Genomic DNA, 17,181 nt, shown 5'->3' on the forward strand with positions numbered 1-17,181 from the left:
AGATAGGAGAACACCCACAACGGTAATTTTAAATGTTCTAAAAATGTTCCAGAAGTTCTTGAATCTAAGTGATTACACTCAGGACAACGAATAACGTTCTCTCTCGTGGACACTTCCTTAGTCAGAGGAATTTTACAGTCAGGACAATTCTTTGGATAAAGGGTAGATAATAAGTTCTTAGTGATTTGAGTATAGTAGTCAGTGTTTAAGTGAGGGAATTTTAGGTTAAAGCGATCTTTGGCAGTGAGTGATTTTGATTTAGGTGATTTGGATAGTGAGGACGGTGGTATGGATTGTAGTTTTCCGCTTCTTACATGAGCCGTGGAAATCTTGGCTCCAAGGACGTTGCGAAGAAACGGGTTGGAGTCGAGATTGGGCGTTGTGCGAAATGTAAGAAAGGAATATCTACAATATATCCACAGTCAAGTACGTCAGATCGTCCGGAATCTTGGAAAGGGAAAAAGATCTCACCGTGGAAAGAATCTCTTCGTTCAAGTTTCTCGGATTTCTGGAAAAATTATTCTTGAGCACTTCCAACAATCTGGCCTCTCCGAAAATTTCCCGTTGAGGACTGAGCGCTTCCGTAACGCCGTCCGTATAAAAAAAGAATCGATCCCCGGTTCGAAGCGCGACCGTATACGTTTCCGGTTCGATCGTTTTCATCATTCCCAGGATCATTCCCCTTCCTTTGAGAAACTCGGGTTCCGCAGAATCTTCCCGAATCAAAACGGGAGGAGGATGACCCGCGATGGAATATCTGAATTCGTCCTTTTCCAAATCGTAAAGACAAACGAGGGCGGAGATAAAATTCTTCTCCAAAACCTGAAACATTCTGTTGTTGAGTTCCGAAAGAATTTTGGAAGGTTCGTCGAGTTTACGACTGAGTTCCAAAAATGAAACCTTAATCATCGAAGAAACCAACGCCGACGCAACTCCGTGACCGAGAACGTCGCAAAGAATGAACATTACCTTTTTCTCATTTAGAATATGATAATCTAAAAAATCGCCACCGACCTGCTCGACAGGAATGTAAACCGAGTTGACCGAAAGCCTATGAATCCTTCCGTCCAACTGCGGAATCAATCGAGTCTGAAGATCGGCCGCCATCGATAATTCTTCGTGAAGAATCCGGTTTTGCCGTTTGAGTTCGGCGGTTCTTTGTTCCACCTTCGCTTCCAGGGTGGAATTCAATTTTTTGAGTTCCGCGTGGGCTCTTGAGTTTTGATACGAAATACTCACCGCCCCCGTGATCAAAAGCGCGAAAAATCCATACTGGGATAAGAACATATTCTTCCCCGTAAGATTGTCCAAGACCACGTCGATGATCGCAAAGATAGCGAGCAATCCCACACCCCCGACCATGATGAGGGCTTCCATCGTCCTTCTTCTCAATTCTTCGTAAAAGATTGGGATGAGAAAGAGCGTCATAAAAACGAGAATTCCTTCCCAAGCATAAACGAGAATCACCCTTTGTGTTCCGTCCAGATCGAGAAGATGCAAAGCTCCGAGCACGAGACTCGACTTCATAACGATCTTTGCGGCGACCCCGGTTTTTTTTCTGAAAAGTGCATACAAAAAATATAATATACAAGCGGGGAACACGCTCTGAGAAGAGAAGAAAGATCTCGTCAGAAGTCCGAACGGAACATCGACGTAGTGCATCTTGTGTAAAAGAGGAATTCTCCAGAAGACGAACAAAAACGCGGACAAGGAAAGAAAGATACTCGCCCTCGATTGTCTGTTGAGAAGATAAGAGATAGACTGTTGTAAAAACACTCCGAGAAAAAGAACGATCAACACGAGTTGTAACGCGTCTTCCTGAATCAACGCGTCCTTCAGTTCGTCATAGTCGCCCATCTTCGGAATTCCTCGGAAGATTCCGCAATGAAAACCGAGTTCCCTACATTCTATCTCGACCCGGATCGTATTCGATTTTCCTTTTTCGATCCACTCCAAAGGAATCTTATACAATCGACTTCTAAACCAAGCCGCGTCATACGGATCCAAATTCCCCGTTTTACCGATCAGCTTATCGTTGAAGTAAACCCGATCCGCGGATTGAATCCGATCCAAAAAAATTCCCTGCGAACCCGAAGGTAACGTTAGCGGATATTCCACTCGAACCGTATAAAATCCTCGGATCGGAATTTCAAAACCCTGACTGGTCAGACCCATTCCGGGCAATATCAATTTATAATGTTTGCCTTCGTTACTCTGGTATTCCCAACCCTCCGAAAGAAGTTGAACCTTATCCGGATCGATCGGATTCGAGTATAACTCGAAAGCCATTAGACATAATAGAAAATATCCGAAGAGGATCGGTTTCATAAGAAAAGAGGAAATCAACCTATCTTCTTCATCAAGTCTGTAAAGTTAAATTTAAACGGAGGAGATCAAATCCAACGAATCGTCGGGAATTTCCCGCATCGCCTTCAACAGAAGATCGTTCGAGTAATCGGAATACATTCCTTCGGTGAGAATTCTCCGGAAACTGCGCGCTCCTCTTTCGCCGTGAAACAAACCGAGAACGTGTCTGAGCGCGTGATGCGGTTTTCCGTTTGTTTCCTTGAGAACGATTTCTTCCACGTATTCTTTCATACGAAGAACGATCTCCCTTCTGCTCAAAACAGGAGAATCGTCCCCGAAAAACAAGGAATCCACTTCCGAAAAAAGATACGGAGTTTCATAGGCGGCCCTTCCGATCATCACGCCGTCGTTCGTCTTCAATCGTTCCCGCATCTCGGCGATTGTTCGAATTCCTCCGTTGATCTCGATGAGAAGATCCGGGAATTCTCGTTTTAAGGCTTCGACGTCCGCATAACGTAAGGGAGGAATCTGACGGTTTTGCGCCGGGGAAAGTCCGCCCAAGATCGCGATCCTCGCATGAACGATAAATCGTCTAACACCCGCTTGGCGAACGCATTCTATGAACTTACAAAGATCCTCGAAGGTTTCTTTTCCGGGAATTCCGATTCTACACTTTACGGTAACCGGAATTTTTACGACTGCGTCCATCGCGGAGACAAGATCGGCGACCTTTTGTGGAGTTTCCATCAGACAAGCGCCGAAGTTTCCTTCTCTCACGCGGTCGCTTGGACAACCGACGTTGAGATTGATTTCGGAATAACCGTATTCTTCGCTGATCTTGGAAGATTCCGCGAGAGCCTTCGCGTCGTCCCCGCCCAATTGAATCGCAAGCGGAAGTTCTTCGGGACTATAGGATAAGAATCTATGACGATCTCCGTGTAGGATCGCGCCCGTATGAATCATCTCGGTATATAAGAACGTGTGTTTGGAAACGAGTCTTAAAAAATATCGAAAATGCCGATCGGTCCAATCCATCATCGGAGCGAGCGAAACAGGATATCGTTTCGGAGTTTTGGAGGCATTTTCAGACATAAGGAACTCAATCACCAGAATTTTTTTACAAACCTCTTCGGTCAAGGAACCTCCGTCCCGATTACGTCCCATTTACGGCTTGGAATTCGGAAAGAATTCAAAAACAATGTCAGGAAAGAATGCGCCTTTCCGAAGTTTATCAGACATCCCCTAAGGTCTTACGAAGAATTTCGATTCTTTTGATCTGGATTTGTTGTTCGATTCATTCTTCCTGCAGAAGTTTGGAATCCTTTTTGGAATCCGTGATTCTTACCGCCGGTGTGGATTCCACAAAACTCACGTTTTCCACGAGTTATAGTCCCTTGCAAGAATTCGTACGAAGTAGCGGAGGAACCAAAGATCCCGCAAACGCGGACAGAACCGTAAACCAAGATCCGTTTAAATCGGTTCCTTTTTATACGATCGGTTCGATTCCGAGAAGACTTTCCGCAACGCCGTTCACCGGATATTTCAAAATTCTAAACTATATGGCGTATAGTTTTTCCTTTATCGCACCGAGAACGTTTCGCGGAAATCTTCTGAACTTTCCGGACGACGGAAGGATTCCAACGAACTTCACCGAACATACGTTATACGGTCTTTATCCTCTTCCGGAACCGTTTGGAAGAAAAGCGGAATATCTCTACATCGACTATCAGTTTTATGCGACCTTGTATCTCGCTTTTTTGCAGTTTCAAAATTGGAACGTGGGACTCGGATTCAACCTAGGAGCGAGCATCTACGACTTCGACGTCTTGGAAAAAGAAGTTCGAGTTTCCTCTTCGCGTAACAAACACCGCGTGATTTCCGGAGTTCGATTTTTATACGAGTACAACATCGGACAATATTTCGAGGATTCCATATTTTATAATACGTATTTGTATTTCGAGTTTTCAAGTTTGGGAAGTTTGGATCGGGACCCAATCAAACAAACGATTCCCACTTCGCTCGGCGGAACCGTTCCCGATCTTTATCTGACGATGGACACGTATCGAGTCGGAGTTCGAAAGGAAATCCAACTATCAAGACCGACCGCGGACGATTTGTTGCGCAAGGACAGCGGTCCCGGAAACGAATCCTCTCCTCCGAAACAAACCGAACCCGTTCCCCCGAGAATCTGATGCTTTCCTGGAAAGAAAATTCAACTCCTATTTCAGAACAATTCGGCGATATATATTTTTCACCGGAGAATGGACTCGAGGAAACCAAACACGTTTTTATACAAGGGAACGATCTCCAAAACAGATGGAGAAATTCGAATATTCAAAATTCATTTTGTATTTTGGAATTGGGTTTTGGAACCGGGCTCAACTTTTTCACAACCTGGAAAGAATACATCGAACACAAGGACCGGTTTCGACTTCATTTTATATCGATCGAAAAGTTCCCCCTGAACCGAGAAGAAATTTCCAAGGCGCTTTCCGTTTTTCCCGAACTCGCGGAGATCAAGGAAGAATTTTTACGTTCCTATGAGGATCTAATCCCCGGAATGAACTACTTTCGTTTTTTGGACGGAAGAATTCACTTTACCCTTTATCTCGGGGACGTTGCCGACGCGTTACGCGAAATCTCCGGAAAAGTGGACGCGATTTTTTTGGACGGATTCGCACCTTCTAAAAATCCGGAAATGTGGCAGGAATCGACCTTATCTCATCTAAAGAATCTTTCCAAGATCGGAACCACGTTCGCAACGTTTACGGTCGCGAGAATCGTCAGAGATTCCTTAACTTCAGTCGGATTCGATTTGGAAAAACGTCCCGGGTTCGGAAGAAAAAGGGAGATGTTGACCGGGAGAATTTCGGAATCCAACGCCGATTTTATCGAAGACGATCCGAACAACACAGCGCCTCTTTTTGACAAATCGGCAAAACCTTGGTGCATCCGATCCTATCCGAAAACACAAACTAGAACGCAAGCGCAAACCGTTGCGATCGTAGGAGCCGGGATCGCGGGTTCGGCGCTGGCCTATTCATTATCAAAACGGAATATTCAAGTTTTATTGATCGATCCTTCCGGGATCGCAAAAAAAGCCTCCGGAATTCCGGGCGCGATTTCGCATCCGCACATTACCAAAATTCCGGGACCGATCAGCCTATTCACTCTGCGCGCATTCCGATATGCTCTTCAATTTTTGAATTCGTTTGCGGACCGGGATCAATTTTCAACCTGCGGACTTTTCCACGGAATCACCGAGGAAATGAATTCGGAACGTTTCCAAAAAGGAATAGAAAATCATACGTTGTCCGAGGAGATCGTTTCTTGGAAAAAAGCGGATCAATCGATAGCCCCCAAAGGCGCACTCAAAACTGATTTCGAAAACGATTTAGGAGAAGGAATCTTTTTTCCCAAAGGATTTTGGACCCAACCGCAATCCATCGCAAAGAAGATGACGGATCAAACCGGAATCGAATTCATCCAAGCGACCGTGACTTCGATTCGACAAATCGAATCTAAATCCTCGAGTGCAAAATCGACATCATCGAACGCACCTCTTTGGGAACTTTCGCTTCAAGAAACGGATCGAAAAATACATGCAGATTCCGTTATATTCTGCAATTCTCATTCGATCGGAAAACTCGTGGCGACCCTGTTCGAAGAGGAACCCTTTCCGATCCGCAAAGTGCGCGGCCAACTCGTATCTCTTAAGGAAACGAAAGAATCTTCAAAACTTTCCCGGATTCTTTGCGCGGAACATTACTTCACACCTGCGATACAAGGAGAGCACATTCTCGGATCAACCTTTGACGAGTTCGATTTGGATCCTCTTCCTCGAAAAAAAGATACGGAACAACTTTTGCAATACTTGCAAAACAAATATCCTTCGTTCGACTTCAGGTCCGATTCCGTTCTGGATGAAAAGGTCGGGTTTCGCGCACAAACACCGGATCGTTTTCCGGTAATCGGCCCGATCTTTGATCCGAAAGAATTTAAGCGGACATACAAGGAAATCGATCTGCCCAAAAACGCGAAGAAAACATACCCCGCATTAAAAACGATTCCCGGTTTGTATGTTTTCGGAGGACTCGGTTCCAGAGGAATTTTAAGTTCTTTTTTAGGTGCGGAGATTTTGGCATCCTTGATATTGGGTGAACCGGCTCCCGTCGAATCTTCCCTTTTAGAATCGCTTCATCCGACCCGATTTCTTTATCGAAAGATTCGCAAAGAATCGGAATCCTGATTCGAACCGATGAACTCACCGCAAGACAATCACATTCAAAATTTAGAATCTTCTCTCAAAGAAATTTGGGGAATGTCCCGATTTCGAGTCGGTCAAAAGGAAGCGATCCAATCCGTACTTGGAGGAAAGGACACGTTAGTCATTCTTCCCACCGGCGGAGGAAAATCCCTGATCTATCAATTACCCGCGGTGCTCGACCAATCCTCACTGACGCTCGTGATTTCCCCGTTGATCGCGCTCATGAAAGACCAAGTGGATTCTCTCAAAGCGAAAGGAATTCCCGCGGAGTATTGCAACTCGACTCAAGACGATCTCGAACAACTGAGAATCTTGAGCAGAGCCGCAACCGGTAAAATCAAAATATTATATCTTTCCCCCGAAAAAGCGTTGAGTCGCCAGGTGTTCGAAATTCTTCCCAAACTTCCCTTGGGGAGAATCGCGGTGGACGAAGCCCATTGTGTTTCCCAATGGGGCCACGACTTCAGACCCGAATATCGCAAACTCTACGAACTTCGGGATAAATTTCCCAAGTTCGTTCCGATCATCGCGTTAACCGCCACCGCGACGTCGCGAGTCATCAAGGACATATCCGATTCTCTCGGGTTGAAAGAACCCGCACTCGTCAAAGGAAGTTTTTTCCGCGAAAATCTAAACTTCTCGATCCGTTTTCCGCAAAACGAAACTTCCAGGGAAAGCGAACTGTTAAAACTATTGATCCAGGGAAACTTTCAAAAAACCGCGAACGGAAGAGCGATCATCTATTGTGCGACCCGTCAGAAGGTGGAATCGGTTTACGAATTTCTAAAGAAGAACGGATTCAAAGTCGGAAAGTATCACGCGGGTAGAACGGATTCGAGCCGTGAAAAAACCCAGGACGGTTACAGCGCGGGAAAAACGAACGTGCTTGTGGCGACTAACGCGTTCGGAATGGGACTCGACAGCCCGGACGTTCGATTGGTGGTCCACTATCAATCTCCCGCGTCCTTGGAAAGCTATTATCAGGAAGCCGGACGCGCGGGAAGAGACGGGAAGTCTTCGAACTGCGTTCTATTTTATCATCCGTCCGATTTGGTCACTCAAAGTTTTATCATCGGAAAGGAAAGCAACCGCAAAGGAGGAGAAACGCTTCTTTCATTCGTAAAAGAATACGCCGTTTCGAATCAATGCAGACAACAAATTCTTTGTTCTTACTTCGGGGAAGAAATTTCTTCCTGTCAAACCTGCGATATCTGTTTGGAAAAAGAATCCCCTCGTTCCTTCGTCGAAAGCGGAAGGGATCAATTCTTAAAACGAGAAGAGGATAAAAAACAGAAAAAAGAAGAAAAAGAAAAATACGATTTTTCAAACGAAGAATTGAACGTCATTGAAAACGTTCTCGAACAGATTCCGGGCAAGTTCGGAAAAAGAATGATCGCCGGCGTATTGAGAGGTTCCCGGTCCAACGAGATTCTTAGAAAAAAACTGGATCGATTGCAACATTACGGTTCTTTAAAGTCTGTTTCGGAAGAAGCGATCTTAAAAGTCCTCGACGATTGGATCTCCGAAAAAAAGGTAAAAATCGTCGGAGATAAATATCCGAAGTTGATTCTTGCTTCTACGGTCATCATAAAAACCCCGCGCAAAAAAAAGGATCCGAGCGAACAAACCGAAGGCGAAAAAAAATCCATTCCCGCAAAAAACGCGATTCAAGAATTGAAGAATTATCGAGACAGAGAAGCCAGACGCAGAAAGTGGAAAAAATTTATGGTGCTTCAAAATCCGGTGATCGTTCAGATCGCAAAGGCCATGCCCGAAACTCCGGAGGATCTTTCCCTCATCAAAGGAATGGGATCGGCCAAGGTCGAAAAATTCGGAAACGATATCTTAAGAATTTTAGAAAAATGGAGATGAGAATCCGTTAGATCGATCTCATATCCGATAATCATCGAACGAATGTAAAACACACAGCCAATCTAAAACGCATAACGAATCGTGGGAGATCCTACATTTGGTCCTTCTCATTTTTTCATTCGAATTTCTTTTTTTAAAAATTTCTTCTTTATAACCTGAATTGCTTTTTGAAACAAAGCGCCTAGTAGTGTCAAACTACCCCCTTTCTTTTTTCCGACAACCTGTCTCACTCGTTTCCCACCTTCTCTATATTTCTTTCGTGATTTCATTGGAGGTTCAAAACGATGAAACAAAATATAGATCAATCACGAGGAAAACTGCTACGAATCGTTTCGTTTGCGATGGCGGTTTTATTCGCGATCACAAGTTGTAAAAAAGATACAAAGGATAACACAATGGAACTGTTGTTGGCGGCTTCCGTTTTAAACGGACCGAACGGAACGGCGACCTTTAACTTTTCCAATACGAACGGTTTGATTGCGGCAAGAACGCAGGATTCTTCCCGTTTTTTCACCCTTCCGAATGGAATCGGACAAGACTCCGGATTCTTAACCGATTTGGCCGGAGATAATCCGCAAGCTTACGGAGACGGTGCAGGCGACGGGTTCAACGATAAATTCTTAACTCCGGAAGCGGTTGGAATTCAAGTTTGCAAAATCGTGGCTTATAAATCCGTAGCAAAGGGAGGTCCTGCAAGAGGAAGTGAAACATTAGCAAATGCTAATTTTGTTTCCTTTGATGTCTACGCGCTTTTAGGCGCACTCAGTTTTATGATGCCGAACGTCGGACCGTGTGGCGCATTTTTTCCCACAGGAATCACTCAGATCAACTCGGCGAATCCAATTCCGATTCCGATTCGGGAAATTCCGGAGAATGAAAGAGGAGACTACGATCGCGTCGGGATCGTGACAAGAGCCTTCTCTTATTACTTTAAACCCGCCGACGTCACGGAAAATTCTTATCGTTACGTGGATCTAATTCTGAACAATCCGAAGATTGACGGTATCGCTCCACCACCCGGAACACCCGGAGCCGCCGGTGTCGTCTGGGGAACCGCCGAAAGAGGCGATATTGTTTCTCCGATTTTTACGAAAGACTGTTATGCGTCTTACATGACCACTCCGAGTTTTATTTTCCAAGATCTTGCGACTACACAAGAGAAAAGCGCACCGCGTATGGGATGTAATTTTCTCGAAGGGTTCGCGGATGCGGGAAGCGGTTCGTTTATCAACGGCATCGGTCCACAAGAACATTTCACAAGACCGAACGACTTCTTAAACGCGCCGATCAGCGGCGTCGCGAGTACGGATAAAACGAAAAAACTGAAATTCAAAATTCCAACTTCTGCGACCTCCTTGAACGCGAACGATCCTTACGTTCTCGTGGTCGATCTCGACACCTCCAAGGGAGCAAGCGGAAGTCTTTTGTTCAATGTCTCCGTGGACAAGGTTCTCTTCTGGGATTCGACCGCAGGTGACAACGTATTCTCCCCGCAAACGGACGCGGCGGACAGACCGAATGCGACGAGCGGATCGGATAATCTAACCAATACCGCGAGAAGAAACTTGATCTTCCATTTGCCTACGATTCTCAGTCAGACCAAATGAAAGATTCTCGAAAGTCTCGAATCGAGTGGAGTGAATCAAAAGAAAGAATTTGATTCCTTATATTCTAAAAACACAGAAAGGAGCTCTTGCTCCTTTTTGTGTTTGGACCGAGCATTTCAAGCGGAAACGATGTCGGAATAAATTTCCAATTTATAATAAGATCTTTCTTGTGATTCCTAAAATTTCACAGGGAAGATTTATTTATTTTCAAAAGATAAATATCTCAGGCGTGAAAAAATTTATGAGTCGATCAAATTCAGTCCTATCGAAGAAGCTACAAAAACTAGGATTGAATATCAACTTTATGGAATATTCTTCGCCTGTGCACAATTGCAAAAGGTTCAAATGAAGTTAAGTCAGGATCACGATTTTTCCCAGTTTTATCAAAACTATAAGAATTCGATCTATAAGGTAATTCGATATCTTTCCAACGATCCTGAGGAAGTGGAAGATATTGCTCAGGAAGTTTTTTTGAATATCTATAAGGCCTTTCCGAATTTTTCTCCCGAAAAAGGGAGCTTTTACACTTGGGCCGCCGCAATCGCAAAGAATACTTATTTCACTTATCGAAAAAATCGCAAAAGAGATCTGTTATTACAAGAAAATGCTTCAGTAGAATCCGTTCCGGTGGAAGATGATTTTATTAGGAACGTAGAAGCCAAGATCGTAGAGGAGGAATTGAAAGAAATCATCGATACCTTACCCGAACCGGAAAAAAGCATCATTTTGTTAAAAGAAATCAACAACTATACTTTGGAGAAAACCGCGCAGGCGCTCAACATCTCTTCAAGAACCGTCAGCAGAAAATTATTAAAAGCGTTAGATCTGCTTAGAGAAGAATTAGAAAGAAGAAAAGTGGTTTTGTAATCATGGAAAGAAAAGATCTACAAGAAGAATTCGAAGAGCTGATGTCTCTGTTTCTATACGGGGAAATCTCGTATAAAGAGAACGAAAGGTTAAACGAAATCATCGATCTCGATCCGACATTCAAAAGAAGATACGAAACCTACGTTAAAATACAAGACGGTTTGAAAACGCACAAATCCGGTCTTAAAGAAATTCTTTTCGAATCCGAAGAAACGTCTTCGCAAGCCCTTTCCAAAAAAGTTTTCGATTTGAATAAATTTAGAAATCCTATTTTCGCTTGGGCCGCCGTGATCGCGCTGATCATATCCGTATCTCTGATCTTCAGACAAAACGAATTTCGTAAGGAAGAAAAACTCCCACTCACGTTTGGCGGAAACTGCGACGAAAAATCCGTAAGAACGGATTGGATTCTTACCGACGCAAACTCGTTTTGCGACGTCGAAATCGCCGGAGAACAAGGTTTGATTCAGTTTCGAATTTTTCCGAATTCGGAAGCGCGTGTTGTCGACTTGGCTCATTCCGTTACGGATGCGAGGAATCGAGGTTATCGTTTATCGATCCTCGTTCAAAAAGGAAATCTTTTGTTAAGCGAATTCGTTAAGGACCCACATTCCAAAACGAATCTCTATGTAAACGGAACCGCGATTCAACTGACCGGAACCAAGGTATTGATCGAAATTTCGGAAGAACGAAATAAGATCAGCGTTTGGGAAGGTTCCGCTCGGATTCGTTCCGGTTTACGTTATCTTTTTCCGGTCTTACTATACGCCTACGGAAAAGAATCCGGCCAAAACACAACTGCATCGAACGTACAAAACGGCGTAGATCGTCTGTTCGAAATCGAAAAACAAACGGATTGGAAAGATTTTTCTTCGGAAACGATTTCAGATCATTCTTTGGAAATAGAAACCGTAAAGTTATCCGAAAAACAAAAGGAGGATCTTCTTAAAACGTTATACGGAAATCGATCGATCGGAAGTTACACTCCGGAAATACAATCCTCCTTAAAAGAGATTCAAACGAAAATCTCGGAGAATCAGACACAAGGGAAAAAAATCGAATTAAAACCCGAGAATATTCAAACTTTGGAAAGTATCGCCGAAAAATTCGGAGATTCGAATTCGTTCGAGCTTCCGAAAGCGCCGGACGAAGGCGCAACACCTGAAAAGAAAGTTCCCAAAGTGGAAACATCAAAAACGGAGAATTTGTCAAAATCGCGCGAAAACAAAACTTCGGTCCCCAAAGAAGAACCGATCCGATTGGGAATCAAGACGATCACCTTAAAGGACGGAACCGTTCTCAAAGGAAACGTGATTCAATACGAAAACCAATACGTTCTGGAAGAAAACGGCAAAAAAAGAATCTTAAAATCTTCGGACATAGATTCGATTTCGTTTTGAAAAAATGATTTCGATTCTTTCGTTTCATACTCCGGTTCGAAAATTCTTTTTCGTTCGACTTGGCCGTGTTGGGATTGGAATCAAAGAAGCATTTTTCGCGACGATCCTAAGCTTCTTCTTTTCATCGTCTTCGATTTTCGGAAACACTCTTCTTTTAAAAGACGGAAGAAAGATCGAAAACGTCAAAACCTCGCTTCGAGAAGATCACGTTCTGGTCGAGGACGTAAACGGCAATGTGGAAAAGTTGGACCTAACTCTCGTGGAAAAGATTCTAATCGCTGAAATCAAAATACCGGAGATACAACAGGAATTCAAAACGACCGAACCGGAAAAACAAGTGAATATTAAAAAATTCTACTATTCCTTGAACGCGGGAGAATGGAACTCCCATGTCACGGAAGGGATGAGTTTCAACCGCGGTTACAACGCGGTCGACATCGTCGCCACGACGATTTATATTGATCCTTATTTGGGAAGAAATTATTCCGTAAGAGTGAAAACGATTTCCCTCATCGGAGAATATCGTAGAAATCAAAATCTTGGATTTACGCTCGGGCTCGAACAGAATTCCTTTTCATTTCCGAACCGGGGAATTTCTCCTTTTATGGGCATTTTTGCGAACACGACTTTGAACGCTTTACCCGAGTATCAAGGCCTTGCCGGGTTCTCAACTATATCGATTCTGTTAGATTCTCATTTCGGAGGATACAAAAACGGAAAACGAGGAAGCGACGCGTTCACCATCGGCACGTTGTCCGTTTTACCCGGAATTAAATATTATGTTTCTCTTATGGATTCTCTTTTTTGGTTCGTTCAAGCCGGAATCGGATTCGGTCGAAGTTACGATAGCGGAATTTATTCGGCGGCATTGACACAAACCGCGGTTTTTGCAGGGACCGGGCTTCAGTGGGAATCGGATTCTTATTTTGTAAATGCGGCGGTTCAATACCGCAAAACGGATCTGATCGGAAGCGTACATTCCTACAATTTTCAAGAACCGTCCTTCACGTTCGGAATCGGCATCAAAAGATAATTAAGAATATTATAAATTTGGAAACAAGCTCGGTTCCTCGTCCATCGGATTCGGATGAGAAAGACTGATTCCTAAAAGTCGGATCGCTTTGATCGCCACGATTCTTTCGTTTTTGGTTTCGAAAAATTCCTCGAAAAGTTCCGACGCGGTTTGATAGAGTTCGGTTCCTACGAAGATGGGATCGTTCAAAGTCCTCGATCTTGTTTTTTGAGTGAAGTCGTGAAACTTGATCTTCAAGGTAAGAGTTCGTCCCGCAAAATCCCGTTTTTTAAGACGACGTTCCACTTCAAAGGCCACTTCCCGGAGTTGATACAACAAGTCCTCCCGATCCACCTTGTCCTGTTCGAAAGTCGTTTCGGCTCCGAGAGATTTTCTTTCCCTCGAAGATTGAACTTCCCGATCGTCTTCTCCCCGGGATATCTTGTAGTAGTAGATTCCCATTTTACCGAAATGGTTGATCAATTCGTCTATGTTCTTTGCACGTAGGTCCTTTCCCGTATGAATTCCGAGTTCCTCCATCTTTTGAGCGGTAACCTTCCCCACTCCGTGAAAACTGTTTACGGGCAACGAATCGATAAACGAAACCACGTCGTCGGGTAGAACCACGGTCAATCCGTTCGGTTTGTTTTTTTCGGAAGCAAGTTTGGCTATGAATTTGGAATTCCCGACTCCCGCCGAAGCGGTAAGACCGGTACGTTTCAGGATTTCGGCGCGTATTTCCTTTGCAATAGTTACAGCAAATGGAATATTCTTTTTATTGAATGTAACGTCCAAATAACCTTCGTCCAAGGAAAGCATTTCCACACGATCTGTGTATTCCAAAAAAATCTCGCGGATCTGACGGGAGACTTCCTTATACACTTCGAATCTGGGAAATACGAAGATCGCCTGGGGTGCGAGTTGTGCGGCTCTGGAACAGGGCATCGCGGATCGAACTCCAAACTTGCGCGCTTCGTACGAGGCCGCCGCGACCACGGATCTGCTGTTCGGAGGACCGCCGACGATCAAGGGTTTTCCTTTGTACTCGGGAAAGTCCCTTTGTTCGACGGAAGCATAAAACGCATCCATATCCACATGAATGATTTTGCGCGGTTCCATATCCGGTTGAAGTCAGTTTACAAATAGCTAAACATTTGTAACGTCTTTTTTAATTTCAAATTCTCGGCCTTCCGTTCGGATCAAGGTCAAAACTCGAACGCAATCCGCTCCATTTCCGATTAAAATTCTCGCGAGTTCGTTGGCCGAAGCCCCGGTCGTAAACACGTCGTCTACGACGAGATAGTTTCCCTTTAACTTCTCTTTATACTCTTGTTTAATGCGAAATGCAAGCCTTGCGTGTACGAAACGATCCGCAAAACTTTTGCCCGCTTGTTTTTCTTCGCTGATCTTTTCGATCGGATCGATCCGGGGAATGGAAAGAATTTTTCGGATTCTTCGAAAGACGAAGTCGCAGGACTCGAAAGGTCTTCGTTTTTTTCTTCGATACCATTTCGTTTTTGTGGAAGGCATGAGAAGAATTCCTGCGAAGTTCAGATCCTTCCAGGATCTCAATTCTTTCTTTAAGCCGAGGCAAAGATAGATCGAGAGCATATAGACCGATCCGTGTTTGATTCGATTGATTACCTTCGCGAGAAACGGAGTTCTGCTTCTTAAGAATTTCATCTCTTCGAAAAATACGTTTCTCGAAGAACAGAAGGCGCATTCTCCCTTGTTCAAAGGTTCTTTACAAATTCTGCATAAACCTTCGAAACAAATCGCAGGTTCCGAGTTTTCCAGATGACATCGTTTACAAACTCCGATCTTCGAGGAAAAGAGATCGTATCTTCCGCAGAATTCGCAGGTGGATGGTAAGAATATATCCAATAGTTTCCGAAGTTTCATACCTCTTACGGTTCTTGAAAACATCGGGAAGGCATAAAAAAAGCCCGGAAGTCCGGGCTTTTTATCCTTTGAAATTTTTGATTCTTATTTCTTAGGAGGGTTTGTCGGCTGAGTCGGTTTCGTATTGGTTGGAGCAGGAGCGGGAGCCGCCTCAGCAGGTTTGTTTCCGTTGGATCCGGCTTCTACTTTACGAATTTGTGTTGTAGGCGGGTTTACATCCACGGAGAAGCTAACTCTTTTAGTTTCGCTTTCGTTTCCTACGTTATCGATCGCTTTCGCTTCGATCGTGTGTTCGCCTTGAGCGTCGATCGTGATCGGTTCCGCATAAGGAACGAAGTCCGCCGCATTGTCCACTTTAATCAGAATTCTTTTAATTCCGGATTGTCCGTCCAAAGCTTTGATCGTGAAAGAGTTTCCTTTTCTGGAATATGTTTTTCCGTCGATGATCACCAGAGGAGTGTTTCCTTGGATTTCAACTTCAGGTTTTGCATCGTCGAGAGTTACGACAAGAATCGCTTCCGATGAAGAATTTCCGGAGTTGTCCACCGCGGAATACTTAATCAGGTTCACACCCGCCTTTTCCAATTTGATAGGCTGGCTGTCGTATGGTCTCATATCTCCGCCGTTGATGGAGTATTTTACTTCTTTTACTCCCGAAAGAGCGTCGGTTGCGGCGATGGTATAAGTTACGTTCTTAGATCCGAAGTTGTATCCTTCGAGGTTGTAAAGAATTTCGCTCGGAGCGATTTTCACGGTCGGTGCGGTGTTATCCACTACGACTACGAGAGCTTTTGCAGGCTCTTTGTTTCCGGCCTTATCCACAGCTCTGTAAGTAAGACGATTTACGCCTTCCTTAAGAATGGTGATCGGAGAAGTATATTTCGCGTAGTCGGCTTCGCCGATTTTATACTCGATATAATCCACCGTGCTGGAATCGTCCTTTGCGGAAATTTCAAAAGAACTTTTGGAGTTCACATAAAGGTCCGCATTCTTTGCTTCGTCGGCCGGAGTGGTTCCGGAATTCTTAGCGGTTGTTTTTGCAGGTGTGGAACTTCCGGATTGTCCTTGAGTATTTGCCTGTGGGGCAGAGCTTTCGTCCAGATCTTCCTGAGCTACCAGCGAAACTGAAACGGACATTAAAAAAGCGATTGCGAGTCTTACGAGAGAAGAACCCTTCATTTTGCACTCCTATGAATTAGGTTTATTAGTTTTTTGACGATAATTCGGATAGTGGAAACCTTTGGAAGAAGCGTGTCAACCGATTCTATGAAAAAAAATTCCCTCCTGCACATTCCTTTTACCGAGAAACGAAATCGGCTTCTTCTTGTGTTCCTGTTTTTATTCAAATTGTCCAATCCACTCGTCGCCGAAGAAAAATCGTCCGCTGAAATTTGGAAACAAGTAATCGTGGAAGATTTCGAAACGAAAGAATGGAGTTCTAAAAATCTAAAGACCCGTCTTTCCGAAGAATATTTTCCGGACATAAGAACTTCCTCACTTCTACTCAGCCCGGAAAGAAATTCTTCCAAAAGTCTTCTCTTGGAAGTTCCCGCGGAAAAGAATCAATCCTTTGAAATTCTCTGGGAACAATCCTGGAAGACGAAAGGTTTCGTTCAGGAGTTTCAGTTTCATATCTATTCTTCCGGGTCCGGCGCGTCCTTATACGTTTTGCTTCGGGATTCCACATTAGAAGTTAAGAAAATTCTAATCACTCATCTGAGTTTTGAAGGTTGGAAAAAAATCCGGCTCAACGTGGTCCGCAAAATCAGACAAGACGATATCGTTTTTACGAAACAAAACCCGGTCGAGTTTTTAGGTCTTCTTTACGAAGCGCCTTTTGAGATGAAACGAGGTTCCCGAGATTTGTTTGCGATCGACGATATTCTCGCGATCGTGCGGGATAAGAATCGAATGTTCCTGAACGATAAGACCTTGGTTCGCTGAATC

Annotated in this window: 13 protein-coding genes; 8 read left to right on the forward strand and 5 right to left on the reverse strand. The window is 44.1% G+C overall.

Translation table 11 applies throughout. From position 1 onward, the window contains the following. Positions 1-405: 405 nt before the first annotated feature. Positions 406-2,346, reverse strand: a complete 1,941-nt coding sequence (locus CH367_RS08975; RefSeq protein ID WP_100762170.1) for a PP2C family protein-serine/threonine phosphatase — start codon at positions 2,344-2,346, stop codon at positions 406-408. 33 nt (positions 2,347-2,379) lie between these two features. Continuing rightward, positions 2,380-3,399 carry a tRNA dihydrouridine(20/20a) synthase DusA gene (gene dusA / locus CH367_RS08980; RefSeq protein WP_100762371.1) on the reverse strand — a complete coding sequence of 340 codons (1,020 nt, stop codon included), beginning with the start codon at positions 3,397-3,399 and terminating at the stop codon, positions 2,380-2,382. 119 nt (positions 3,400-3,518) lie between these two features. Between dusA and CH367_RS08985 the strand changes: the two genes are divergently transcribed. The 7 genes from CH367_RS08985 to CH367_RS09025 all read left to right on the forward strand — a co-directional run bounded on the left by CH367_RS08985 (position 3,519) and on the right by CH367_RS09025 (position 13,353). After that, positions 3,519-4,499 (forward strand): LIC10647 family lipoprotein, encoded by a 981-nt coding sequence (locus CH367_RS08985; protein ID WP_100762171.1) that lies wholly within the window; start codon positions 3,519-3,521, stop codon positions 4,497-4,499. Next, positions 4,499-6,556, forward strand: coding sequence for a bifunctional tRNA (5-methylaminomethyl-2-thiouridine)(34)-methyltransferase MnmC2/FAD-dependent 5-carboxymethylaminomethyl-2-thiouridine(34) oxidoreductase MnmC1 (gene mnmC / locus CH367_RS08990; protein ID WP_100762172.1), 2,058 nt, complete (start codon positions 4,499-4,501; stop codon positions 6,554-6,556). The genes CH367_RS08985 and mnmC overlap by 1 nt, the downstream gene beginning before the upstream one ends. Positions 6,557-6,565: 9 nt before the next feature. Next, positions 6,566-8,446, forward strand: a complete 1,881-nt coding sequence (locus CH367_RS08995) for a RecQ family ATP-dependent DNA helicase (RefSeq protein ID WP_100762173.1) — start codon at positions 6,566-6,568, stop codon at positions 8,444-8,446. A 284-nt stretch (positions 8,447-8,730) separates the two neighbouring features. Then, positions 8,731-10,053, forward strand: coding sequence for a sigma factor sigX-regulated lipoprotein SrpA (gene srpA, locus CH367_RS09005; protein WP_100762175.1), 1,323 nt, complete (start codon positions 8,731-8,733; stop codon positions 10,051-10,053). Positions 10,054-10,398: 345 nt separating this feature from the next. Further along, on the forward strand, positions 10,399-10,920 hold the full coding sequence (locus CH367_RS09015) for an RNA polymerase sigma factor (protein WP_100762372.1): 522 nt from the start codon (positions 10,399-10,401) through the stop codon (positions 10,918-10,920). Between the two features lie 2 nt (positions 10,921-10,922). Next, entirely contained in the window at positions 10,923-12,320 is a 1,398-nt protein-coding gene (gene rsx, locus CH367_RS09020) for an LIMLP_03685 family anti-sigma factor (RefSeq protein WP_100762177.1), read from the forward strand. 4 nt (positions 12,321-12,324) lie between these two features. Then, positions 12,325-13,353, forward strand: a complete 1,029-nt coding sequence (locus CH367_RS09025; protein ID WP_100762178.1) for a hypothetical protein — start codon at positions 12,325-12,327, stop codon at positions 13,351-13,353. A gap of 9 nt (positions 13,354-13,362) precedes the next feature. Here CH367_RS09025 and dinB read toward each other — a convergent pair whose 3' ends face one another. The 3 genes from dinB to ompL47 form a co-directional block, all read right to left on the reverse strand. Continuing rightward, positions 13,363-14,451, reverse strand: coding sequence for a DNA polymerase IV (dinB, locus tag CH367_RS09030; protein WP_100762179.1), 1,089 nt, complete (start codon positions 14,449-14,451; stop codon positions 13,363-13,365). 27 nt (positions 14,452-14,478) lie between these two features. Next, positions 14,479-15,234, reverse strand: a complete 756-nt coding sequence (locus tag CH367_RS09035; RefSeq protein ID WP_100762373.1) for a ComF family protein — start codon at positions 15,232-15,234, stop codon at positions 14,479-14,481. Positions 15,235-15,318: 84 nt separating this feature from the next. Further along, on the reverse strand, positions 15,319-16,413 hold the full coding sequence (ompL47, locus tag CH367_RS09040) for a multi-beta-barrel domain surface protein OmpL47 (RefSeq protein WP_100762180.1): 1,095 nt from the start codon (positions 16,411-16,413) through the stop codon (positions 15,319-15,321). An 87-nt stretch (positions 16,414-16,500) separates the two neighbouring features. Here ompL47 and CH367_RS09045 point away from each other — a divergent pair, with 87 nt between their 5' ends. After that, positions 16,501-17,178 carry a flagellar filament outer layer protein FlaA gene (locus tag CH367_RS09045; RefSeq protein ID WP_100762181.1) on the forward strand — a complete coding sequence of 226 codons (678 nt, stop codon included), beginning with the start codon at positions 16,501-16,503 and terminating at the stop codon, positions 17,176-17,178. Positions 17,179-17,181 lie beyond the last annotated feature (3 nt).

Origin of the sequence: Leptospira barantonii (assembly GCF_002811925.1) — a bacterium.
Classification (GTDB): Bacteria; Spirochaetota; Leptospiria; order Leptospirales; family Leptospiraceae; genus Leptospira; species Leptospira barantonii.

Coding starts and splice junctions, on each gene's coding strand:
- dusA (WP_100762371.1), bottom strand. CDS start 3,399: ATGTCTGAAAATGCCTCCAAAACTCCGAAACGATATCCTGTTTCGCTC.
- CH367_RS08985 (WP_100762171.1), top strand. CDS start 3,519: ATGCGCCTTTCCGAAGTTTATCAGACATCCCCTAAGGTCTTACGAAGA.
- mnmC (WP_100762172.1), top strand. CDS start 4,499: ATGCTTTCCTGGAAAGAAAATTCAACTCCTATTTCAGAACAATTCGGC.
- CH367_RS08995 (WP_100762173.1), top strand. CDS start 6,566: ATGAACTCACCGCAAGACAATCACATTCAAAATTTAGAATCTTCTCTC.
- srpA (WP_100762175.1), top strand. CDS start 8,731: ATGAAACAAAATATAGATCAATCACGAGGAAAACTGCTACGAATCGTT.
- CH367_RS09015 (WP_100762372.1), top strand. CDS start 10,399: ATGAAGTTAAGTCAGGATCACGATTTTTCCCAGTTTTATCAAAACTAT.
- rsx (WP_100762177.1), top strand. CDS start 10,923: ATGGAAAGAAAAGATCTACAAGAAGAATTCGAAGAGCTGATGTCTCTG.
- CH367_RS09025 (WP_100762178.1), top strand. CDS start 12,325: ATGATTTCGATTCTTTCGTTTCATACTCCGGTTCGAAAATTCTTTTTC.
- dinB (WP_100762179.1), bottom strand. CDS start 14,451: ATGGAACCGCGCAAAATCATTCATGTGGATATGGATGCGTTTTATGCT.
- CH367_RS09035 (WP_100762373.1), bottom strand. CDS start 15,234: ATGAAACTTCGGAAACTATTGGATATATTCTTACCATCCACCTGCGAA.
- ompL47 (WP_100762180.1), bottom strand. CDS start 16,413: ATGAAGGGTTCTTCTCTCGTAAGACTCGCAATCGCTTTTTTAATGTCC.
- CH367_RS09045 (WP_100762181.1), top strand. CDS start 16,501: ATGAAAAAAAATTCCCTCCTGCACATTCCTTTTACCGAGAAACGAAAT.